Genomic DNA, 24,051 nt, shown 5'->3' with positions numbered 1-24,051 from the left:
TTGATGGAGAAATTAGTTCATTTTTGTCAAGGAGAAAGCCATAAAGCAACAGGTAAAGTATGTCAGGACTATGCAATGTGTAGTACTGATAATGGTATTGCAGTGGCTGTCTTGAGTGATGGACATGGTGGTAGCAGGTATTTCAGAAGTGATGTCGGTTCAAAGACAATAGTTGAATGTACTTTCAAGAAAGTAATGGGATTTGTTGAAAATATAGATTCCAGCATATTTGAGGGAAAACCATTTACAGCAGTATCGGCGTTGACAACCGAGCGCAAAGAAGAGAATCTACGAAAGAATAGTAAAGTAGATGATCAACTGAATCAGCTGTTTAAGTCAATCATATTCGGATGGAGAACTATGGTAGAACAACATGCAAAAGAAAATCCATTTACCGATGAAGAACTTAAGTTGATTACTGACCCACAAGATCCTCACTCCATAGACAAGACATACGGTTGTACATTGATGTGTTATGTCAGAACACCAATGTACTGGTTTGCTTTCCACCTCGGAGATGGGAAGTGTTTCTCTTTTGATGGAGATGGTAATTGGAATGAACCTATCCCTTGGGATGAACGATGTTTTCTGAATAAGACAACATCCATTTGTGATACAGATGCGCTATCTGAATTCCGCTATTGCTATCAAGGCAATGGAGATTATCCTGTAGCTGTTTTCCTTGCTTCTGATGGATTGGACGACTCTTTCGGAGAGTCATACAATCAGGCGAACTTCTATATTCAGATATTGAAGCTCATTGCTAACACGTCAAACAATGATGCACAGAAAGAAATAGAAGATACGCTTCCGCAGTTAAGCAAGATTGGAAGCCAGGACGATATGTCTGTAGCTTGCCTATATGACGAAAAGGAATTAGAATTCATTCTACCTAAGCTCATACTATGGCAAAGAAGCAACGTGGAGAAACAGATAGCTGCTGTTAATGAGAAAATTCTGGTAGCAAAAGCTAAGATGTCGAAATACTCTCCTCTTAAATTTTATACAAAGAAGGAATTGATAGAGGCCCAGTATGCTCAGACAGATATTGAACGACTGTTTATTTCCAAACGAGAACTAGTTACCAAGTATAACCGATTCACAAGTGAACTCCCATCAACATCGTCTCATGCAGATTACGATGACGAAATAGGATTATATGAGTATAAGGAGGAGGAAAAGCGCCAAACTCTGACTGCAGAACAAATAAGAAAACGTTTGAGAGTTTTGAGTCATCCGATGTATAAATTCGATATATGACATGAATAAAAAATACCAATTACATACAGGCATAAAGGATATTATCCAAACGAATGGTACAGAACCCATCCGAACCGTTCAGTTGGCTAATATCCTTGCTGACTATTCAGCCTACGATGAATACCCTGCCACTAAGGTTGTTCTGAAAGATGTACTGACCACTGGTTATGGGCAACGCATTTACAATGCCTTCAACGAGTCTGGAAAAATTTATCTTGCAGAAATAGAAATGATTAAGCAAGATTACAGCAAAAAATCAAAGTTCAAGAAAGACGTTGTCAATTATGTGTTCGACTCTATATGCTACGGCTTAGGACTAAAGACAGCCGTCAAGGAACCTTCAAGCAATAGCTTTGACCCATACATAAACGAGTCGGATAACATATTGGATAAACTTCCAGGAATGTTGGCAGAGTTGAAGAAAGAATATGATGAGGCATTGAAGTCCCTTCTTGTACTTCCAAAAGATATTATTTGGGATGCAGTTGCTTATTATCCAGCGTCAGCAGAGAATCAGCTGTATTTGATAGAAGGTAAGATTCATGTCATCAGCAATCAATTAGGTATCAACGATAACAACTGGTGCAAGAATCTGAAGGAAAAGACTTTGAACAGTCATAGACAGAGGAAGGTAAACACTGTCAAAGAAGTACTGGATGCAAAGAAGATAGATTTCACCAACCTATTGAATACTGCACTTGTCAAGCCATCAGCTTCATACATCAGCAAATCTGGACACTATGCTTCTGATAAACTGTCTGACATCGAAAAAATGGAATCAGAGATAAAAGGTCTGTATGGTGAAATGGGTGTTAAGTATGATGATTGGTGCAAAACAGAAAAAGACAGAATCTTGTCATCATACATTGTTTCTGATAGTAGTCGCTTTCGTCAGATGCTGTTGAAGATAGCAATGCCTGCAGCCATGTTCTGCGGAGTCGGCTATTATGGTGGAACTTATGCGGTATCTACTGACGAAATCAACGTTTATGAGCAAAGGATGAAAGCAGCAGACGGTTATCTTGCCAATGGAAATTACGGAAAAGCCATTGCAGGTTTTATACAAGCCTCCAACCTGTATGACGGAAGTTTCAGAACATCATCTTACAAGGAAGGAGCATTGTCACAAGCAGATGTTTGTTTCGCAAAGATGCAAGACCAAGTAACTTCTTTGATAGATAGAAAGCAATACGGACAGATACTTGCCCTTATGAATTCTATTCCAACGGAATACTTGGCTGCAAATCAGAATAAGAGCGACTGGATTGAAAAAACCAAAATAGATTTGCAAAATACAGTATCAGAAGAAGTTGACCAACTGGCAGAAATAATTTCGTTCAACGGAGGCCATCTAACGGAGGACGGTAAGAAATACCTTGATCAACTTCTGGCTGTATCTCCCGACAACTATTGGTTGAACCTTATTAAGACGAAAGAAAAATGAAGAATCCAGCAAAAAACAAAATAAGGGCATTGTTGCTTTCTGCAGCTACAGCACTATTGTCAACTCATGCTCAAGCAGAAGAAACCGCCACTATTATACCTGACTTTGTCAATAATGATGATTTCTTCGGTGAGACTAAACGCTCATGGGGAAAGGTATTCAAGAATGTAGCAAAACTCAATAAGAATGGTGAAGTGAAATACATTGCAAGCCATCGTTCGCACATGTCACATCGTTCAGGTGGTGGCGGTGGTGGATCTGGTCACAGGTCACACTACTCTCATTACTCATCATACGGAGGTGGTTCAAGTCATTACTCATCAAGTTCTCGTAGCGGCTCGTATTCTTACAGCAAACCTAAGCCAAAGACAGCAGGTGATTATTCAATCGGTGATAGAACATTAAAGACTGGTATCCATGGAAGTGACGTAACCTCACTTACAGGCTACCTTGCAACAGCTTTATACATCAACCGTTCTTGGATAAAGGAAAAGGAGGGCTATTCTCTCTATGATGCTACCATAGCATCAGCAGTCAAGCACTTCCAGAAGGATGCAGGTTTGCCTCAGACTGGTATTGCAGACCAAACTACCATTAACAAGTTGAAGTCATGGAATAATAGCAAGACAACCGTTATCCTTGGTACTCGTGAGTTATCATATTCAGAATCATCAACCGATAAGGGTACTGATGTGACAGAACTTGTGAACCTGTTGACTAAGGCTGGATTCGCTCCAGATCCGAAGAAGATTGTCATGACAAATGATGGTAGGACAGAGTTTACTAAGGATATTGCAACAGCAGTTCGTTTCTTCCAAGCATACAACAACCTTAGTGTTACAGGAAGAGCTGATGAGGCAACTATCAAAGCGTTAAAAACAAAGGCACAATAACATGAATAGAATAGCATCAAATATAATAAAGTCTTTATTAGTTGCATCTGTATTTTCCATATCGGGAAATGATGTAGAAGACACAAACGATTATATGTATACTGTAGGAAATAATGATGATGAACAAGCAGTTACAAGTAAGAAGAAATCTGTTATAAAAAACATCATAAAATTAAATGGAAATGGTAAGTTCACTTTGATTGCTGGCCATCGTTCTCATTATTCTCACCGTTCACATTATTCAGGGAGAAGAAGCAGATGCACTTCATTTAGGTCACCTATGGAAATGGTGTTGGGAGACAGGGCTATCTTAAAAGGAATGTATGGGGCTGACATAGATATGTTAGCTGCGATTTTGGACTCTAAAGGTCTATACGACAAACAACACGTGACTAAAATCAAAGGTATGACATGTTTTGATCTTAGAATGGAGCAATGCATAAGGAATATACAGGCAAAGTATGGTATGACTGTAGATGGAGTATGCACTCGTGAGGTTCTTTCCAAAATTCTATAACCTATGGAGATAAAAGTAGATAGAAATATATATTCGGACTCTTGTATATCCAAAGTTGTATATCTATTGTCTGAAAAATTTAGTATAGCAAGAACCTTTGTCAACAATTACGAGATTCTTACAATAATTCATAAAACAGACGATGATTTTGATGTCAACGATTTTTGGAATAAAATGAATGATTTTAAGTTAAGGGAAATCATCAATACAGAGACCAGGGACATTAAAACAATTTTATATGCAAAGGCATTTGGCGAATTTGACAATTTAGACGAAAATGATTTCGATTAATAAGTATCACATACTTCCGTTTAACTTTATCAGGATCAAGAATAAAGAGGTTTTGATAAATGAATTAGGGGACATGATTGTCGTTCCGATTGGTACCGCATGCCGTTTAGCGAACAAGGAAGCTATTGACGAAGAGTTATTCAAAAGCCTTTATGCCAATTTCTTTGTAACAAACAATTATTTCTCCCCGTTGATGAATGTCTATGCCGCTAGACTTAGGGAGAAGAAAGGTTTTTTGGACAACTTTACCGCACTCCATATATTCGTCCTAACCCTTCGTTGCAATCAGAATTGTGTATATTGTCAAGCATCAAGTCAAGATGAGGTAAGCAAACATTGTTCTATGAGCTTTCATACAATGGGCAAAGCAGTGGAATTGATGTTTAAGTCTCGCTCTCCATTTCTTACAATGGAGTTTCAAGGCGGAGAACCTACATTGGAGCCCAAGCTGATTAGATATGGCATAGAATGCGCAGAAGAAACAAACAAGACTGAGAAAAGGAAGATAGATTACGTTCTCTGTACGAATAGCATAAATCTGACAGAGGAGATAATGGATATTTGTCAAACCTACCATGTGTTGATTTCTACATCTCTTGATGGTCCTGAATGGCTACATAATAGAAACAGAGGCAAGAAAGATAGTTATGAGAAGGTTGTTTCCGGCATAACAAAGGCAAGAGAATTATTAGGGTATGACCAAGTCTCTGCTTTGATGACTGCATCGGAAGAAGGTGTTCTTCACCCAAATGAAATAGTTGATGAATACGACAGATTAGGCTTCAACAGCATCTTTCTAAGAGCATTAAATCCTTACGGACTTGCAAGAGATAATTCCGATTGGGACGTATATACAGACAAGTTCATTGATTTCTACAAGAAAGCCCTTAATCACATTATAGAGCTTAACCTTAACGGAAAGTTTTTCATTGAGGAGTTTGCTGCTATTATTCTTCGAAAGATGTTAACACCTTTCTGTACAGGTTTTGTTGACTTGCAATCACCGGCAGGCATCATAAACTCTGTCCTTGTATATAATTATGATGGCTATGTGTATGCATCGGATGAGTCACGTATGCTGGCAGAATTCAATGATTACACTTTCCGCTTGGGAAGTGTGGATGACAAATATGAAGATATTGTCTATGGTCAGAAGGCAAGAGAATTGGGAAAGATTTGGTGTAACGAGACGATAGCAGGTTGCTCTGATTGTCCAATACGAATGTATTGTGGTGCTGATCCTGTACGTAACTATTCTACCCAAGGTGATACGTATGGTTACAGACCAAACTCATGGTTATGCAGGAAGAACAAGGCCATCATCGAGTACATTATAGAATTAATAGTAACGCGTCATGATGAGGTGATGCCGATATTCAAAAGTTGGTTGGTATGAAACAAAGACCATTAGACATATTATCTAACGACAATACTTTGTTCTGTACGGAACAATGTAACAATCATTGTTTGATGTGCTGTCAACCACCGATAAATGTTGATGACATTGATTGGTTGTACGAAGAAAACCTGTTACGCATACAAAACGCTCCCAAGGATTTACCCATAATAGGTATTACAGGAGGTGAGCCAACTTTATTAGGCGAAAAGCTAATCTCTCTCATAATGTATATTCGTGAGCAACTTCCTGACACCGATATTCACATTCTTAGCAATGGTCGCAATTTCAGAGATGCAGATTACACATCTACCTTAATGGAAGTTGGTGAAGGACGTATCATCTTCGGCATACCTTTACATTCCGATTTTTATAAGGATCATGATATAATTGCAGGAGCAAAGGGTGCTTTTGAGGAAACCATAATAGGACTGTACAACTTGGCATCTGTAGGAGCGTGTATTGAACTGAGAATAGTAATGAATAAGCTTAACTACAGAAGGTTCCTGCCTATGGCAGAATTTATCCACAAGAATCTACCCTTTGTTGCATGGATAGCATTTATGGGTATGGAATATACAGGATATGCCATCAAGAACTCTAAAAATATTTGGGTTGAGCCGAAGGATTATATTGCACATCTATTGAATGCAGTGAAATTTCTGGATGAATGGCGCTACAATGTGTGTATATACAACATTCCGTTGTGCCTCTTGCCCGATAGCTTCCATGATTTCGCCCAAAAGAGCATATCAGATTGGAAGAACGACTATCCTGACATCTGCCAAGAATGTAAAAAGAAAGAAATGTGTTGTGGATTGTTCACAACATCAATAAAACCATACAAAGGATTAAAAGCGATACAATAATGGGAAAAATCAGAATATGTTCAAAACCGCCAAAGCCAATCGTTTCGCTTTCAGAAACGTACACTGTATTAAGTTCTTACAAATCGGGAAGAGTGACCTTGTGCTTGACCCCTGATGGTGAATACCTTTTTACAGTCTATGGCGATATAAGCGAGTCAACAGCAAAACGAAGCTCTACCCATAAGGCCACAGAGCAGAAAATGACCAACATTATGCTCAAGATGTATGAGGATGCACAGGATGCTTATACTGTAATACAAAAGAAGAGTAAATTACGTTTGGCTTCATCGTATTCTGTTCAGCAGAATGTAAAACCACAAGACGCATACCAGTGGAAGACATTGGATATAAAGAAACCTACGGACAACGAAATAAAAGAGCTTGTTATGAGTGAAGCAAGAAATTTGGCTCACAATCCCAAAAGTTCTTCTGTTAGTGAATCTGAGTTTGTGAAGGCAAACTTAGAGAGCATGAAGAAACAACGTATGGACGCATGGTATGAGATTCTGACGTTGTTCAATCTTATTGAAAAAGCTCAAGCAGATAGAGCCAATGCTTCTTTCAAGAAGGAATATGATGCGAGTGTAAGAGCGCAACAAGAAATCATTGATGGCGAGAATCATATAGTTGATGATGCCTTTCACTCATTCTCTAATACATTGATGGTGCCTTTCATTATAGAGTTGGATTACAAATACAATCAGGCGGCTAAGAGTATCGACGTTAGCATAGAGCTGACTGAAGATCCTTCGTTGAAGATGCCAATGAAAAAAGCAACTCTGAAGACAACTGGCAAGCTATCTGTTCGCGCAAAGACACAAGGTGATGTTCAACGGGATTATGCCTACACCTGTTTGTCGCTCATGTATTATATAGCATGTAATGTATTCAATATTACTCCGAACATACAAACCTGTAGAATAGCTTTATATACAGCGAGAAAGGCAGAAGGCATCTGCTGGTTGGAATTTAACAGAAATAAGTTTGCCACATTGCATCTCTCAACATTAGATCCTCTGTTAGATATTGTGGCCTGGCCCAATGTCTCTAACTTAAAAGTACTGAAAACCATATCCAAACTGGAATGCATTGAGAAAACAGCATTTGAGAATCAGATTAGGTCACAGATTTCATCTTTAATGTAGAATGACTCGAAAGCAACTGAAAGTAATGAACCTACTATTGGTGCTACTGCTATTGTGGAATCCAATAGTTTTATGGCAATACTACCAGAGTATGGTCATTGCTTTTTTATTGCCTATAACTATCGTGAGCATTGGTTTAGCCATTTCGAGAGTTCGTAGTTTGAGGTTGAAAGTTTGGGCATTCAACCTTGCTGCTATTGCGAGCATACTCTTTCATGCAGAGGTGATTTTCACGATGGTGTATGCATATAAAGAGATACCGAACCTGTATGAACTGCATGGGAAATACTATTTCAATAAACCTTATCTCGATCAACAGTTCAATGACCCTGAATTTGTAACACGATACAAGACAAATTGTCAAGGATATAGAGTTGATGATTTATCCTCACAGAATCAGAAGATTGAAAAATGTGATTGGCTGTTTATCGGAGATTCATATACACAAGGTGCTCAGGTAGAATACAATCAGTTGTTCAGCTCTTTGATTTACAAAGACTTCCCCGATAAAGTCATAGTTAATGCTGGTATAAGTGGGGCTGGTCTTTATGATGAGTTGAATTATTTCAAAGACAAGGGCAAAAAGTTGTCTCCCAAAGTTGTGTTCCTTCAGATAGGAGCTTTTAACGACTTTATGAATATCAGAGAACATCAGCCATCCTTACAGGATTACATCATGGAGTGGTCGGCGCTATATCGCTACTTCGAATATAACATAGCCAATAGCGATGAGTTGCCATTAGGTAGATGGACGGAACCATTCTTTCCTAACAAGGAAGATAATATCGACAACAATATCTTCTTCAAACAAACGTCTGATTACAAGGAAGCCGACAAGAGGGCTTTCAAGGAAAGTATCTCAGAATTCAAAAAAGAAGTTGAATCTATCGGTGGTAAGTTGGTACTTATCTTTATCCCTTCAAAAGAACAGATTTCGCCAGAATTGTTGAAGGAGGTTTTAGATGAGTACAATATAAGCAAAGAAGAGATTGACCTTTCTATTCCAAATAAATTATGCCAATCGGTAGCGAATGCTCTTAGAGTGGAACTTTATGATTTGACAACAGAGTTCAGGCAATCCAACTCATTTCCATTCTTTACACATGATGAGCACATGAATGTAGTTGGACACCAGCTTATAGCAGAGAGGATTGTCAAAGAGTTAAGCTCGATAAGTGGTGGGTATGACTATTTGAGTGAGGGTAATTACCATGAGCGATATCCAACGATTCATGCCGATGGTACTATGGTGTATCAGTCTCAAACAGAACACTATTATACCATAAATAGATTGAATATGAACAATGGTTATCGTGAGGAATTGTGGCGAGGTGTTAGCGAACTGGTACATCCTATGATTTCAAATGATGGTAGATACCTTGTGTTTACAGAGGGTGAACAAGAGTCTTTGAATACAGATGTTATTCTCTATGACTTTTTTAAAGGACATCAAGTTGCTATTAACAAGAAACCAGCAAAGGGAGCTATTCCATGTGTCAATAAATCGGCGACAAAGATAGCCTTTCCTTCCTGGACAATGGAACACACGACTCCCAGCATTGTACTGTATGATATCGCAACAGGCAGACAAACGCAATTTGAAGATGGTGTAGAATGTTGGCGACCAGTATTTTCGAATGATGATCGACATATCTATTATATTCAGAAAGAAACACAAGATAGCCACTTTGTGATTAAAAGCTATGACGTAGCAACAGGCAAGAAATGCGTTGTATTAAAGCATCCATACGATATTTGGGATATTGCGGTATCACCTTCTGGGAAGTACATTGCTTATGCAGGAAACAAGGATACAAATTGGGATTTGTTTATCTATGACATAGAACAGAAGCAAAGCCGACAGATAACACATACTCTCGGTGATGAGTGGGATCCTGCTTTTGGCATTTCTGATGATGAACTATGGTTTGCAGGTGTCTTCGGCATCAATGATGGCATTTACCATATAAAGCTAAAAAAATGACAAAACTATATCAGATATTAATATGGTTGTCAAGTGTAGGTGTATTGACTTGCTTCGTCAAGATGTATGTCTTGATGTTTCTTGTTATGTCTGTTATCATCGTGTTATCTTCCAAATTCATAGGAAAGAGCCTGAGTAAAGCTGTGGTAATTACTGATATCGCTGTTCTCGTTTCGGCATTCTTTACGTTGAAGAGTTCGTTGGGATTGATCCTTCCTTTGGGTTATTCTGTATTTGCATTTTCTGCAATATCTTTGATTATAAACCAATATCGTGATTACAAGAATTATACAGCTTTGGAAATTCTCTGTTACTTATTCTTCTTTCCAAAGATATTTGCAGGCCCGATTGATAGAGCCGATGATTTTGTTAGACAACTGAGAGGGAAGAAGAAACCTACATTGAAGAAACTTTATCTTCCAATCAAGATGTGCATCTTTGCGTGTTTCTATAAATTTGTCATTGCAGACAGATTATATATCCTATGCAATGACGACTATGATGGATTGAATGAGGTTTGCAGCATCTTATGTTATGGAGTGGCTTTCTTCTTTGATTTCTATGCGTATTCTATTTTTGCCGTTGCATTTGGTAAATTGTTAGGTATAGATCTTCCAGAGAACTTTAATTCACCATATTGTAGCAGGACATTTCGAGATTTCTGGAAGAGATGGAATATCACATTAGGAACTTGGTTGAGAGATTACATTTACATCCCTTTAGGTGGCAACAGAATATCAGCAAGGCAATGGATATTGAATATCTTATTGGTTTTTGTTATTAGTGCAATATGGCATGACTTGTCTATCCCGTTTATCGTATGGGGAATAACTCATGCGATACTTTTAATAACGGAACGAAACCTTAATATCAAGGGCAATAGATACTATGGGGCTTTCGTCTTTCTGGTTTGCACCCTTCTATGGCAATTGTTTGATGTTAATGAGATTGAAGATTTTGTGTTTCGTCTTATAAAGGTTACGGAATATCAACCTATAGACAATTCTATTGTGGTTGGAGTATTTGTTTCTTTGTGTGCATTATGGTTTGCTGACAGAAGTTCTACCAAGGATATCATATTCAGACACAAGGATTCGGATCGCTATATTTTGAAAGAAGTTCCAATAACAAGTATAATTTTTGTGCTTGACATCTTATTGGCAAATAATCCAAGTATAAATTTCTTTTATATGAAGTTCTGATGGTCGTATTGGGAATAACTGCATATTATCATGATTCGTCTGCTGCACTAATAGTGAATGGACAAATCGTAGCTGGAGCGTTGGAGGAACGTTTCAGCAGAAAGAAACATGATAACAGGTTCCCGATTTTGGCTATTCAGTTTTGTATGGAATACGCAGGAATATCATTAGATGATGTGGATATTATTACTTTCTACGAGAAACCATTCAGGAAGTTCGAACGCATCATTAAGGATAGTATTGTTTATGCTCCCAAAAGTTATGATCGTTTCTTGAAGTCTGTTCCTATATGGCTCAAAGAACGACTGAATATGCGAAAGACCATAAAGAAAGAATTGAAAGAAGTCTATAGTCGTGTTAAGGCTGACATTCGATTTGTTGATCATCATCTCGCACATGCAGCTAACGCATATTTCCTATCACCATATCAGGATGCTGCAATACTGGTATTGGATGCGGTTGGTGAGGATTCTACAACATCTATTTATAGTGTGTCTAACGATAAAATTACTTTGATTCAACAGCAAATTTATCCCAACTCCATAGGACTATTGTATTCTGCCTTTACGTATTTCTTGGGATTCAAAGTGAACTCTGATGAATACAAGGTCATGGGATTAGCACCATACGGCAACAAGAATTCGGAAGAAACAAATCGCTTTGTCAGTATAATCAAGGATAATCTTGTAGAGATTCATGAGGATGGAGGTATTGTGCTCAATACAAAGTACTTCTCTTTCATGTATTCCGATAAGATGGTCAATGACAAGAAGTGGGAAAGGTTATTTGGTCTCAGTAAACGAGATGTTGGAGAAGAAATTACCATATCTCACAAGAACCTTGCTTTGGCAATACAGTTAATTACGGAAGAGATTTTCTGTAAGTTAGCAGTTACTGTAAAGAACATAGTGGGTAAGACAAATCTATGTATCTCAGGCGGTTGCGCTTTGAATTGTGCTGCCAATGGTGTATTACTAAAGACTCACTTGTTTGACAATATATATGTGCCTTATGCTCCTGATGATTCTGGATGTGCTATTGGTGCAGCATTAGTTTGCTCATCATTGATGAATGGTAAGATTGAGGATACTTCATTCATAGGTCCTGAGTATGATGATAAGCGTATCGTGGCAGCAATTGAATATAACGGATTGATATACAAGCATCTTAAAGATGCAGAATTGTGTGACAAAGTAACAGAACTGTTGCATGAAGGAAAAGTCGTCGGTTGGTACCAAGGCAGAATGGAGTTTGGACCACGAGCTTTGGGTAACAGAAGTATTCTTGCAGATCCGAGGAATACAGAGATGAAAGACAAGATCAACTCCAAGATTAAATTTCGTGAAGAGTTCCGTCCGTTTGCACCTGTAGTACTGGATAAGTATGCAGATGAGATAATGGAACTACACGGAACAGAAAGCGAACACATGATGTTCACCTACACAATGAAGAAAAAGGGATTTGATGCAGTTACTCATGAAGATATGAGTGCAAGAACTCAGATTCTACATAGAGAATATAATAACAAGCTATATAAATTGCTTGAAGCATTCTATGAAAAAACAGAATGCCCGATGTTACTGAACACAAGTTTCAATGTCATGGGTGAACCTATAGTATGCACTCCGGAAGATGCAATTAGGACTTACTTAAACTCTGGTTTGGATGCTTTGGTAATAGGTAATAATTTGATAAAGAAGTGATATGGATTTAATAAAGGAACTATTTATATACATATACTCACAACGGAAATGGTGGCTTGCACCAATCATTCTGTTGCTGTTGATAATTGGGCTATTCGTAATCTTTGCAGATACTGCAATAGCACCATTCATTTACACATTATTCTGATGAAAAAGATTTTTGCACATATCAACTCCGTTGGAAAGATTGTAAACAAGGCTATCGTTACGGTCTTGTTGACACTTGTGTGGTTATTTGTGATAATGCCATATCATATATTCATGCACAGTAACAGAGGAGGTAGATGGATTATTTTCAACAAAACTTATAGTCAAGACGATTTTATTCACATGGGATAAAACATTGGATTATGACAAGAGAACAAATATAGGACATCATTGAAAGGACAGAACCCTCAACAAAGGCAAGTGTTTATTATGCCAGGTGTTATTATCGTGAGCATCCTGCTCCCTTATGTTTATGTAGACTTATACAGTTTACAATAAAAATGGCGTATACCATTTTATTTTTTAGGGATATTTACTGAATACTCCTACTTAAATTTATTTTCTTTCTCTCTCATTTTCTTTATCTTTTCAACTCCCGGCATCTTTTTAGCCAATACACTTTCTCCTGCAGGAAAATAAAGCGGAAAGACCTGAGATAAGAAACTTACAATATCATTACGCTTCTTACCCATGTTGAAAAAAGCAGAACAAACAAAATACATAAGGTCTTGCTGACTACATGTATCTTTTTGCTGAATAGATATTGATGGAGCGATTATCAAGTCATGTTCTGCAAATGCACATGCACAGGCAAGAATTGCTTTCTGTTCTTCTTCGGTAAATATCTTTATTTTCCCTGCCAACCATTCAAGTTCTCTTTGCTGAAGTGCTTGTTGCTTTTCATTCTGATGCTCCAATAGAATTGCTACATTTTCTTGTTGCCTTTCGGTCAAAGCATTTTCCAATGCTTGATTTTTTCGTTTAAGGACATTGAATTTCAGCAATGCGGCAATGTACATACAGAAATAACCTACTGCAATATTGAATATCAGAACAAGCAGATAATTGCTGTTTGAATTTTTGGTATTCTCAGCCATATACTCACTGATAGGAATAACAGCAAATAGCATGATGATGGCTATTGCGTAAAGCACTCTGTATCGCGTTTTATGGTTTACCTGCGGTAAGGAGGCAAACAAAAAGGCGATAATCAAAACGGCAATTATAGCACTGAATGGTATGAAAGATGTTCCCATAGGTTTATTGCTCAGTTTGAGGATTAATTACAATGCGCCAATAGCCAGCTTTATCAGAACCTTCATGGATGAGAATGCCTCTATCTCGAAGATTCTTTATCTGTTTCTTGACACCATCCAAAGAGATCCCCAATTCATTTGCCATTTTTTCACGAGTTATCATCGGGTTAGATATAACCATATCTATTATACGCTGAGCCGTTCTACCAACAGGTTTGTTAGTATTCCTTTTTACAGGGTACTTTTTGGGGGTACTATTTTCGTTTACAGGGTACTTTTTCACCGAACTTTCTTTGTTTACAGGGTACTTTTCGAGGGTACTATTTACCCTGTTGGCTACTTCTTCCACAGGAATTCTTCCGTTTTCGTTCCAGTTCAGATTATAGAACGTGGTATAGAAAGAAGTCGCTTCCGTTTGATATTGCGGTTCTTTTCCTTGCAGGAAGTTGGGTAGTTTTTCCGTCAATTCTCGCATTTTGCGCAAGCCGGAACCACGTTTTTCCATATAATCCAACTGTGTGAACACATCCGCAATGACGGGGTTGCGGCGCATGGACGGCACTTTGTATATGTCACGGTCTTGAATCTGTGTTCCGTCAAGCATTGCGCCCGGTGATACCAGTTCTACACGGTCATCGTAAATATCGATATGTACTTCACCGCCCATCACGGTATAATCTCTATGGATAAGATGGTTTACCAATCCTTCGAAGATGGCACGGTCGGAATAGTCGAGGAGGTTAAGGCGATAGTTTGGCATCTTCACCCAGCCGCTCATGGTATAGTTTTTGATGAAATCCATACCATATTTTAAGAGCAGCACAAGGTTAGCCCGATGTTCTACGGAACTGATGGCATCATCCTTATAGAGTCCAGTCCAACGGGTGCAGAAAATACGCGATTGAAATACCGTGCAATTATCCACAAACAGCAATCCTGCATTGGTCAGTTTGCCGTCAGGAGTTACCAGCCCGAATGATTCCAGATACTTGTCATTCCATTCCTGATGGGTTTGCTCACGGAAAGTATTGGCAAGGATGATGAAAGAATGTTTGCTGGCATCCACTTGGGTAGGCAGTGAATCCCAAGTCATGTGCGTACCTTTCAATACCAATGAAAGAAGTTGTTGCGAATTACATTCCACGCTTTCATTGCCAATTCGCATGTATGCGGTACGTGTTCCATCCTGATAGTAATAATAAGGTGTAAGCGTTCCTGCCTTTACTTTAACTTCAAGCAGGGTATGCCCTTCGTGTTCTATCGGAATAAGTTGAACTTCCGGCACAGGGTCAAGTCTTGCCTTTATCATTTCACTGATAAAATCAGCATCGGCTTGTGGATTCTCCAAACCTACAATCACTCCGTCATCGTTCACTCCATAGAACAAGCTGCCACCGTCCGTGTTGGCAAAAGCCGATACGGATTTAAGCCACGACTTCACTTTCTTACGCTCCAACATTTCCTTGAAATCGTAAGCCGAGCATTCCGCTATCAATGTATTGTTATGTATCTGCATAGTTTCCTTATTGTTGTTTGGGCATAACACCCCAATATCATACACAAAGGTAAGGATAAAACCGAAGAATCTGTTAAAATTGCCACAGACTTTTGATTATTATGCGTTTATATCATGATTTTTATTAAATAAATCCGTACTTTTGCAGTCAAGAGCTGTTGTTGCTTATGAATGCTTATTTTCAGATTTGCGTTATATTTGCAACACGTGTATACAAGTCGCTGATAGATATATCACGTTGATTTTGAGGAAGTCAAATGATTCCGATAAGGAAACAGATAACAAACAATAAGCAAAAGCGTGCAGCTCAATGAGTTGCACGCTTTTTGCATTTATGGGGATATGCTTGCTCAAGGAGCATATTAATAGGGATGACGAAAGCTATTTGCTGGCATCTACTGGAGTGGAAAGTGAGTCTCATGATATGTGCATATCTTTCAAAATTAATGAAAGAATGTGTTATGATTTACATTCTTGTGACAAACTTTCTATCGCCCATTTGTGAATAATCTTGGGCAACTTCTCAGGCAAAGCCGATTTTTAACAAACTACCGTATTATGTGCTTTGTCAACTTATCTTTTTTTTAATACGCTATTTACTACTCTGACAGAAGAGACAAGTTTATTAGTAGAAGTAAATACGTCTACATTCCACACATGCGATGAACGCCCTTTATGTACGATGGTGGCTACTGCTCGTACGGTATCTCCTTCATGTGCGGAGGAAATATGATTTCCACTGACTTGCATGCCCACAATTATTTCATCGGGCTGGCAAGTAATCATGGAGCCGAGTCCGGCAACGGTTTCGGTAAGTGCAAGGGTTGCGCCACCATGCAGAATACCGAAAGGCTGACGGGTGCGATGGTCTACGGGCATGGTTGCTTCTATGCGATTTTCCGAAGCGTAGGTGTATTGGATGCCCAAGTTGCCCATCAGGGCATGGCGTGCTTGTGCGTTTAGCAGATCGAGAGGTATTTCTGAGGCATGAACTTCTGCCAAAATCATTTTTTCAACAGCCTGGGCAACACCGTCTTCTTCGTTGGAAGCCGTCACGTAGTCGGCACAGACTTTTACAGAGTCTTGCGAATGTCCCATGGCTATGCCTAAACCAGCTATTTGAAGCATGTTGACATCGCATACTCCGTCTCCAATAGCAATAACTTCCTCACGAGTGATGTTCAGATGTGACAATAAAGCACCTAAGGTGTTTGCTTTATCAATTCCGCATGGCACGACCTCTAAAAAGTATGGTTCTGAACGAAAAACATCCAAAGTTCCGTTTAAACGCCTTTTCCAATGCTCTTCCAATCCGGTTAATGCTTCTTCGTCGTCACTAACCAACATACATTTGCATGGTGCAAAGTCTATGGCTATGGAGAAATCTTCTTCATTAATGATTTTCAGGTTATTCAGTTTGGCTTCGGTGCGGATATGTTCATTGTTGGGACTATCTGTCAATAGAGTATCATCGTGGTAAGTGAATATGGCGAAACCGTTTTTATGTGCTTTCTTCTCTAAATAAGGCAGCATTTCCGGGTTAATTCGTCGCTCAAACAAGATTTCTCCGTTTTGTGCGTTGATTATCTGACAACCGTTGTAAGAAACAATAAAACCTCCATAATTACCCAGTTCCAGTATTTTTGCTAATGGCATGAGACCGTATGTAGGTCTGCCGGAAGCCAATGCGATACGTATTCCCATTTGTTGTACTTTAAGCAATGATGCAAGCGTGCGTTTGCTTATTTCTTTCTCATTGTTGAGAAGCGTTCCGTCTACGTCAAGAACTAATAATTTATATTTCATGGCGGTTTACTTTTAATTACGCTAACAAAGTTAATAAAATGGCAGTTAAAAACGACTGGATTTATTTTATTTTGACGAAACTTCTTGCAATGGTTTTTGTAGCCGGAATTCTTTGGGAGAGATATCGGTGTTTTTTTGAAAAAACTGTTATAAGATTGGTAGACATATCACATATATTCTTATCTTTGCGGCGTTTTGTTCTGTCTCCTTGTTCGGGGAACAGATGAAAAGGGAATCGGGTGAAAGTCCCGGACAGTCCCGCTGCTGTGAATTTCGTTGAGGGTGTATCATTCTTATGCCACTGTTCTATTAGGAATGGGAAGGCGATACATCAGGAATAAGTCAGAAGACCTGCAAAACAAAGTCGAAAAATTGTCCGTTCGAGGAAAGCGGGCAGTGTGTAAAATGTTTTAAGATAATCTTTAGTAATCATTATGACATTGCTAACCAAAGTGCTGGGGGGATGTTGTGCCTGTCTTTTCTATTTTGCTACGCTTTCTCTTTCAGCGCAGGAGGCGGTGTCGGATACAATTACGGGGAAGGTACACCAAATAGATAAAGTTACTGTGACAGCCCGTAAACTGCCCAATAAAATAACTTCAGCAGTTCCTATTCAGACTTTGTCGCAACAGGACATTAGCCAACTGGGTATACAGAATATGGCTGATGCTGTCCGTCGTTTTGCTGGTGCTAATGTAAAGGACTACGGAGGGATAGGTGGTTTGAAAACAGTTTCTATCCGCAATATGGGAGCGGCGCATACGGCTGTCAGCTATGACGGAGTTGTTGTGAGTAACTGTCAGGCGGGGCAAATAGACATTGGTCGTTTTCCATTGGACAATGTCTCTGTACTCTCTTTGAATATCGGTCAGCCGGAAGATTTATTGCAATCGGCGCGTATGTATGCATCGGCAGGTGTGTTAAGCATTGAAACGGAGAAACCTCATTTTGACGATGGACGTAGCTCGGTATTCAGGGTACAGATGAGAGGTGGCTCTTTCGGTTATGTCAGTCCCTCATTTCGTTGGTGGCAAAAACTGGGTAACCGTACCCGGCTTTCATTGGATACCAATTATATGCGGGCTGATGGGAATTACCCGTTCACATTAGTCAATGGAAAATATGTGACGGAAGAGAAACGCAATAATTCAGCCATTTACAGCTATCAGGCTGAACCTACTTTATTCCATACTTTCAAGGATAGCAGTAATCTGGAATTGAAAGCCTATTACTTCTATTCAAAACGAGGATTACCCGGAGCGGTTACACTTTATAATCCGATTTCGGATGAGACACTTTGGGATGAAAACTCGTTTGTACAAGTACGCTATAAAAAGCAATTCTCGCCGCGATGGTCTATGCAGGTACAAGCTAAGTATAATCATGGGTGGAATAAGTATGAAGATGAGGGTAATGAATATGCAGATGGTCTGTATCGTGCCGTTCATCGGCAAGACGAGTATTATCTGTCGGCAACCGCATTATACCGTCCATGGAATGCTTTATCTTTATCTTTGGCACAAGACGGAGCCATTAATAAGTTGCGCAGTAATTTGCCTGACTGCCCTTTCCCTACAAGATATACTTCACTGACAGCCTTCAATGCACGTTACCGGCAAGGTATGGTAACCGCTACCGGCTCGTTGATTTATACAAATATTACAGAACGGGTGAAGGTAGGTGATGCACCTGCTGATTTTCAGCGTTTGGTACCCTCTTTTACAGTCAGTTTACAGCCATGGCAGGAACAGTTGTTCTTTTTGCGATTGATGTATAAAAGTACTTTCCGTACGCCTACATTCAATGATTTGTATTATTATCGATTGGGTAATAGGAGCCTGCGTCCCGAAAAGGCCAATGAATATAATATTGGGATAACATGGAGCAAGCCTTTTGTGTCTTTCCTCAATTATTTTTCGGTTACTATCGATGGTTATTATAATGATGTAACCGATAAAATTGTTGCATTTCCCACCACCTATGCCTGGAAGATGGCTAACTATGGAAAAGTTCGTGCCACAGGAATAGATGCTACTTTGGCAGCAGCGACTTCATTGAGCAAAAATATCACACTTGTCATATCCGGTGGATATACTTTTCAGAAAGCTATTGACTTGACTGATCCCACTTCCAAGAGTTATAAAGACCAATTACCTTACACGCCGGAGCACAGCGGGAACGTATCTGCTATCCTGGAAATGTTGTGGGTAAATGTAGGATACTCCATAGTAGGGGTGAGTGAGCGATATAGTATGTCACAGAATATACCGGAGAATAGGATTGATGGTTATATGGAACATACGGTCAATTTGTCCAAAGATTTTTCTTTGAAGCGTTGCAAACTTCGCTTACAGGCAGAAATTGTCAATCTGACAGATACACAGTATGACGTGATAAAATATTATCCTATGCCGGGACGTTCGTGGCGACTGACGGGGACAATTGAATTTTAACCAATTAAATAAGTAAGAATTATGAAAGTAAGAAGTTTATTAGTCGGCATGCTTTGCATGCTTGCGTTGAGTGTTTCATTCGCATCTTGTAGTGATGATGACGATGATTTGTTGGATGATTCAGGTTCGACGGTTGCTTTGCCGCAAGTGCGTGCTTTTTTTATGAATGCAGGTTCATATGGTGCTAACAATGCAAACATTGCTTTTTATGCTCCTAACGGTGGTGCTGATTTTGTCAGTGATATATTCCAGAAACAGAATAAGGCTAAGTTGGGAGACATGGGGCAGACGATGATTGAATACAATGAATGTATGTATGTAGCAGTATATGGTTCCAACTATTTGGTGAAACTGAATGCGGCCGGTGTGGAGCAGGCCCGCACGTCATTTGTGGATGATAAAGAGCTGTCGGCAGGTATTCGTTTTATTGATGCTGAGGATGGCTATATCTATGCTTCTTTTCATGGAGGTGTGGTTGCAAAGATCAATGCCAATACATTGAAGGTAGAAAAGAAATTAACCATCGAACAGGGCTATAATCTGGAAGGCGTAGCGATAAGTAATAATATGCTTTATGTTGCCAATTCTTATAAGCAAGTGGACGGGAAATATATTTATCTGACTGACGTATTTGTAATAGACTTGAAAAACTTTACTTTGAAAGAAACGTTGACCGTAGCGTCGAACCCTAATGTGTTGATGGAGGAAGATGACAAGTTATTCTTAATAGCATGGGACTACTCCTCAACAGCAGGTTATGTTTTGCAGATGATTGATCCGGCTGATGGAAACAAGGTAACAACAATCGGTAATGCAACCTTTATGTCGGCTGATGATGATATAGTTTATTTTGTGAACTCTTTGACTATTTGGGGAAATCCTCCGACTGCTACTAACACTTTCAGTACTTATAATATCAAAACAAAGAAACTGAACGAAATCTCATTCTTAAAGAATGCACCGGAAGAACTGGCCACAACATGTCTTTCCATGTTGCAGGTGAATGATAATAACGGTGATATTTATATTGGCACTACTTTCTTCTCAGCGGGTAATGGCAACATCTACCGCTTCAAGAAAGATGGAACTTTTGTAGAAAAGTTCGATTGTGGTGGTCAGAATCCTAATTCTGCCGTATTCTTTAATTAAAGATGAAAAAGATAGCATTATCTGTTTTTATAGGGATGGTAGTCTTGTTTCTTTCCGCTTGTGGCGGAAGGAGCAAGGCTACTTCTGCTTTAGTAACCGGAGACACCATCCCTCTGCGCTATGCCGAGAACCTTACTTTAGTGGCCTATCCCGAATATACCGTCGCTACTTTGCGCAACCCCTGGGATACTTTAAGAACGCTACACACCTATATCTTAGTGCCTGCTGCTGAACCCTTACCCGCACATTTGCCGCAAGGTACGGTGGTGCGTACCCCGCTTTCCAAAGCAGTAGTCTATTCGTCGGTACATTGCGGACTGGTGAACAATTTGGGAGCTTTCAACAGTATCGGTGGTATCTGCGACTTGAAATATATCAAACTGCCAGTCGTGCAGGAAGGCGTTGAACGGGGAACTATTGTCGATTGCGGTGACGGCATGAATCCTGATATGGAAAAGATTATCGACCTGCATCCTGATGCCATTCTGCTTTCTCCGTTTGAAAATAGTGGTGGTTACGGGCGCATTGAGAAGCTGAATATTCCCATTATTGAATGTGCTGATTATATGGAAACTTCCGCTTTGGGACGTGCTGAATGGATGCGTTTTTATGGATTGCTGTTCGGTGCAGCTCCAAAAGCTGATAGTCTTTTTGCTGAAGTAGATAGCTGTTATAAGCGGCTCCAACATCGTGCTATGCTTTCGTCGGTCTCTCTGTCGGTTGTCAGCGAGCTGAAAAGTGGTTCTGCATGGTATGTACCGGGTGGACGTAGCACGATGGGACGTCTTTTTAATGACGCTTGTGGACGGTATGTTTTTGCGGAAGACAAACATAGCGGTTCCATTCCCTTAGCTTTTGAAACGGTCTTTGATAAGGCCGGTGATGCTGATGTTTGGATTATCAAGTACAATCGCGACCGCGATATGAGCTATTCTGATTTGAAAACCGATTATATTGGTTATACGGGTTTTAAGGCATTCAAAACGCGGAATATTTACGGATGTAACACTGCGAAAGTTCCTTTTTATGAAGAAACTCCTTTCCGCCCGGACTATCTGCTGGCGGATTTGATACAGATTCTTCACCCCGAAATAGGAGATTTGGGAGGTTTGCGTTATTTTTGCAAATTGAATGAGTAGAGGAGGAAAATATGGTATCGGATTAGGAATAGTAATTGCATTGCTGTTTGTTGCTAATCTGTTGGTGGGATCGGTTCCGATTCCCGTATCCGATGTCTTTCATATACTTCTTGGAGGTGAAGGCGGGAAGGCAAGTTGGCGTTTTATCGTGTGGGAAGCTCGTCTGCCTCAGGCCATGACGGCATTGCTCTGCGGGAGTGCGCTGGCTGTTTGTGGATTGATGCTGCAAACAGCTTTCAAGAATCCGTTGGCAGGTCCGTCTATTTTGGGCATTAATTCCGGAGCCAGCTTGGGAGTGGCGTTTGTGATGCTGCTGTTTGGTGGTAGCATATCGGCCGGTACTTTCAGCTTGTCTGGTTTCTTTTCCGTATTGGCGGGAGCTTTTGTTGGAGCTATGCTGATAATGGGACTTATTCTTTTCTTTTCTACGTTATTGAAGAGCAATGTCATGCTGCTGATAACAGGTATCATGATAGGTTACATCGCTTCGTCTGCAATCGCTTTGCTGAACTTCTTTGCTACGGCAGAGGGGGTGCAGTCTTATATGATATGGGGATTGGGTAACTTTGGAGGCGTCTCTTTGCAGCAGATGCCTGCTTTTGCATCGGTAACTGTTGCAGGATTGTTTGGTTCTTTATTACTGATAAAACCCTTGAATGCATTGTTGCTGGGTGAACGCTATGCGGAGAACTTAGGAGTCAATATCGGTCGTGTGCGCAATTGGCTGTTGGTCATCACCGGTTTGCTGACTGCCATAACTACCGCTTTTTGCGGACCGGTCGCATTTATTGGCCTTGCTGTGCCTCATATAGCCCGCATGATATTGCGGACTGCCAATCATAATTCTTTGCTACCCGTTACTATTTTGAGTGGAGGGGCGGTGGCTCTGCTTTGCAATCTTATCTGTGTCCTGCCCGGTGAGGCCGGTATTATTCCTTTGAATGCGGTTACACCGATTATTGGAGCGCCGGTAATCATCTATGTGATCGTCAGCCAAAGAAATCCGCAACATTTTAACTGATTTTTTCCCCGAAAACTCTTTACCGGAATAAATGTTTACTCAATCGTTTGCATAGATAACTGTCAGATTTAAAAGGATTATGCCATTTCATATTATTTTTTATTGTATTTTTGCCCCTGGTATTAGTTTTAATTTAAACAAAGATTGTGGCTATGAAATTACCCGAAGATCCGATGATGCTGTATAGCTTCATCAATATGAAGTTACGTGATTTTTATCCTTCACTGGATGCACTTTGTGAAGATATGAATGTAGAAAGAGACGAAATTGTCCGGACGCTGAAAACGGTGGGATTTGAGTATAATCCTGCACGAAACAGATTCTGGTAATTGCTGTAAGCTTATAAACAGAGAAGTTGGGGCTGTGTCTTGGCAAAGATGCAGCCCCAACTTTTTGTTAATAAACGCCAAATATGCCCCTCCTCATTTAACTTCCCCGCTTTTTATCTTTCTAACCTGTAAAACCCGGTGAACTGATGATTAACGAAAACAAGATTCGACAAATATATAAATCCAATCGCGAGCAGGGCTTTCGGCTGTTGGTGGAATATTTTCAAGAACCGATATATTATTATATACGGCGTTTGGTGGTTCTGCATGAAGATGCGGAAGATGTGTTGCAGGAGGTTTTTATTCAGATATACAGACATTGGGATCAGTTTCGCAACGAAAGTTCATTGAGCACATGGATTTACCGGATTGCGACGAATGAAAGTCTCCGTCTGCTGAACAGCCGTAAAAAGCGGGAAACAGTTTCCACTGAAGACATGCAGGAAAGTCTGATTTCCCAGCTAAGGGCGTCCGATTATGTGGATTATGAGAATGAATTGGCCGTCAAATTTCAGGAAGCGATACTGAGGCTGCCGGAAAAGCAAAGGCTAGTATTCAATCTTCGCTATTATGATGAACTTGATTATGAAGAAATAGCTCATATTCTGGACGGTAAGGTTGATGCGCTTAAGGTCAACTATCATTATGCGAAAGAGAAGATTAAAGAGTACATACTAAATAATTAAGACT

General features: G+C 39.7%; 21 protein-coding genes and 1 riboswitch. Of the genes, 18 read left to right on the top strand and 3 right to left on the bottom strand.

All coding sequences use genetic code 11. The annotated features are described in order from the left end of the window. The first annotated feature begins 3 nt into the window (after nt 1-3). From NQ546_RS13700 to NQ546_RS13645, 12 genes are read left to right on the top strand one after another with little or no spacing between them, the layout of a single operon-like run. Nucleotides 4-1,260: a protein phosphatase 2C domain-containing protein gene (locus tag NQ546_RS13700; RefSeq protein WP_004290522.1), complete on the top strand. Its 1,257-nt coding sequence runs from the start codon at nt 4-6 to the stop codon at nt 1,258-1,260. A gap of 1 nt (nt 1,261) precedes the next feature. Next, nucleotides 1,262-2,704, top strand: coding sequence for a hypothetical protein (locus NQ546_RS13695; RefSeq protein ID WP_004290523.1), 1,443 nt, complete (start codon nt 1,262-1,264; stop codon nt 2,702-2,704). Continuing rightward, the gene (locus NQ546_RS13690; protein WP_004290524.1) at nt 2,701-3,597 is read left to right on the top strand and encodes a peptidoglycan-binding domain-containing protein; all 897 of its coding nucleotides are present in this window, start codon (nt 2,701-2,703) and stop codon (nt 3,595-3,597) included. Before NQ546_RS13695 ends, NQ546_RS13690 begins: the two co-directional genes overlap by 4 nt. A 1-nt stretch (nt 3,598) precedes the next feature. Beyond that, nucleotides 3,599-4,114 (top strand): hypothetical protein, encoded by a 516-nt coding sequence (locus NQ546_RS13685; RefSeq protein WP_004290525.1) that lies wholly within the window; start codon nt 3,599-3,601, stop codon nt 4,112-4,114. Nucleotides 4,115-4,117: 3 nt separating this feature from the next. Further along, nucleotides 4,118-4,405, top strand: coding sequence for a His-Xaa-Ser system protein HxsD (gene hxsD, locus NQ546_RS13680; RefSeq protein ID WP_004290526.1), 288 nt, complete (start codon nt 4,118-4,120; stop codon nt 4,403-4,405). Then, complete coding sequence (hxsB, locus tag NQ546_RS13675) at nt 4,392-5,801, top strand: His-Xaa-Ser system radical SAM maturase HxsB (protein WP_004290527.1); 1,410 nt, start codon at nt 4,392-4,394, stop codon at nt 5,799-5,801. The genes hxsD and hxsB overlap by 14 nt, the downstream gene beginning before the upstream one ends. Beyond that, the gene (gene hxsC, locus NQ546_RS13670; protein ID WP_081446763.1) at nt 5,798-6,670 is read left to right on the top strand and encodes a His-Xaa-Ser system radical SAM maturase HxsC; all 873 of its coding nucleotides are present in this window, start codon (nt 5,798-5,800) and stop codon (nt 6,668-6,670) included. Before hxsB ends, hxsC begins: the two co-directional genes overlap by 4 nt. Continuing rightward, a complete protein-coding gene (locus tag NQ546_RS13665) occupies nt 6,670-7,815 on the top strand; it encodes a hypothetical protein (RefSeq protein WP_004290529.1) in 1,146 nt (381 codons plus the stop codon). The genes hxsC and NQ546_RS13665 overlap by 1 nt, the downstream gene beginning before the upstream one ends. A 25-nt stretch (nt 7,816-7,840) precedes the next feature. Continuing rightward, nucleotides 7,841-9,799, top strand: a complete 1,959-nt coding sequence (locus NQ546_RS13660) for a GDSL-type esterase/lipase family protein (RefSeq protein ID WP_229095079.1) — start codon at nt 7,841-7,843, stop codon at nt 9,797-9,799. After that, entirely contained in the window at nt 9,796-11,001 is a 1,206-nt protein-coding gene (locus NQ546_RS13655) for an MBOAT family O-acyltransferase (RefSeq protein WP_004290531.1), read from the top strand. The genes NQ546_RS13660 and NQ546_RS13655 overlap by 4 nt, the downstream gene beginning before the upstream one ends. Next, nucleotides 11,001-12,704 carry a carbamoyltransferase family protein gene (locus NQ546_RS13650; RefSeq protein WP_004290532.1) on the top strand — a complete coding sequence of 568 codons (1,704 nt, stop codon included), beginning with the start codon at nt 11,001-11,003 and terminating at the stop codon, nt 12,702-12,704. The genes NQ546_RS13655 and NQ546_RS13650 overlap by 1 nt, the downstream gene beginning before the upstream one ends. Before the next feature lies 1 nt (nt 12,705). Beyond that, entirely contained in the window at nt 12,706-12,852 is a 147-nt protein-coding gene (locus NQ546_RS13645) for a DUF5989 family protein (protein ID WP_004290533.1), read from the top strand. A gap of 385 nt (nt 12,853-13,237) precedes the next feature. Here NQ546_RS13645 and NQ546_RS13640 read toward each other — a convergent pair whose 3' ends face one another. The 3 genes from NQ546_RS13640 to NQ546_RS13630 form a co-directional block, all read right to left on the bottom strand. Then, nucleotides 13,238-13,948, bottom strand: coding sequence for a hypothetical protein (locus tag NQ546_RS13640; RefSeq protein ID WP_004290535.1), 711 nt, complete (start codon nt 13,946-13,948; stop codon nt 13,238-13,240). A 4-nt stretch (nt 13,949-13,952) separates the two neighbouring features. Beyond that, nucleotides 13,953-15,464 (bottom strand): ATP-binding protein, encoded by a 1,512-nt coding sequence (locus NQ546_RS13635; RefSeq protein WP_004290536.1) that lies wholly within the window; start codon nt 15,462-15,464, stop codon nt 13,953-13,955. Between the two features lie 573 nt (nt 15,465-16,037). After that, the gene (locus tag NQ546_RS13630; protein ID WP_004290538.1) at nt 16,038-17,270 is read right to left on the bottom strand and encodes a Cof-type HAD-IIB family hydrolase; all 1,233 of its coding nucleotides are present in this window, start codon (nt 17,268-17,270) and stop codon (nt 16,038-16,040) included. Between the two features lie 178 nt (nt 17,271-17,448). After that, nucleotides 17,449-17,643: riboswitch (cobalamin riboswitch) on the top strand. A gap of 61 nt (nt 17,644-17,704) precedes the next feature. On the opposite strand from NQ546_RS13630, the gene NQ546_RS13625 reads away from it, so the two are divergent. From NQ546_RS13625 to NQ546_RS13600, 6 genes are all read left to right on the top strand, one after another. Then, nucleotides 17,705-19,723 (top strand): TonB-dependent receptor plug domain-containing protein, encoded by a 2,019-nt coding sequence (locus NQ546_RS13625; RefSeq protein WP_004290539.1) that lies wholly within the window; start codon nt 17,705-17,707, stop codon nt 19,721-19,723. 21 nt (nt 19,724-19,744) lie between these two features. After that, nucleotides 19,745-20,872, top strand: a complete 1,128-nt coding sequence (locus NQ546_RS13620; protein WP_004290540.1) for a YncE family protein — start codon at nt 19,745-19,747, stop codon at nt 20,870-20,872. Between the two features lie 2 nt (nt 20,873-20,874). Continuing rightward, a complete protein-coding gene (locus NQ546_RS13615) occupies nt 20,875-22,011 on the top strand; it encodes an ABC transporter substrate-binding protein (RefSeq protein ID WP_004290541.1) in 1,137 nt (378 codons plus the stop codon). Next, nucleotides 22,004-23,032 (top strand): iron ABC transporter permease, encoded by a 1,029-nt coding sequence (locus NQ546_RS13610; protein WP_004290542.1) that lies wholly within the window; start codon nt 22,004-22,006, stop codon nt 23,030-23,032. The genes NQ546_RS13615 and NQ546_RS13610 overlap by 8 nt, the downstream gene beginning before the upstream one ends. Nucleotides 23,033-23,184: 152 nt before the next feature. After that, entirely contained in the window at nt 23,185-23,361 is a 177-nt protein-coding gene (locus NQ546_RS13605) for a DUF4250 domain-containing protein (RefSeq protein WP_004290543.1), read from the top strand. A 146-nt stretch (nt 23,362-23,507) separates the two neighbouring features. Next, nucleotides 23,508-24,047: an RNA polymerase sigma factor gene (locus NQ546_RS13600; protein WP_004290544.1), complete on the top strand. Its 540-nt coding sequence runs from the start codon at nt 23,508-23,510 to the stop codon at nt 24,045-24,047. Nucleotides 24,048-24,051 lie beyond the last annotated feature (4 nt).

The organism is Bacteroides eggerthii (assembly GCF_025146565.1).
In the GTDB taxonomy this organism is placed as follows: Bacteria; Bacteroidota; Bacteroidia; order Bacteroidales; family Bacteroidaceae; genus Bacteroides; species Bacteroides eggerthii.
Note: the sequence above shows the minus strand (reverse complement) of the source record. Positions and strands in the feature narration are given on the sequence as shown.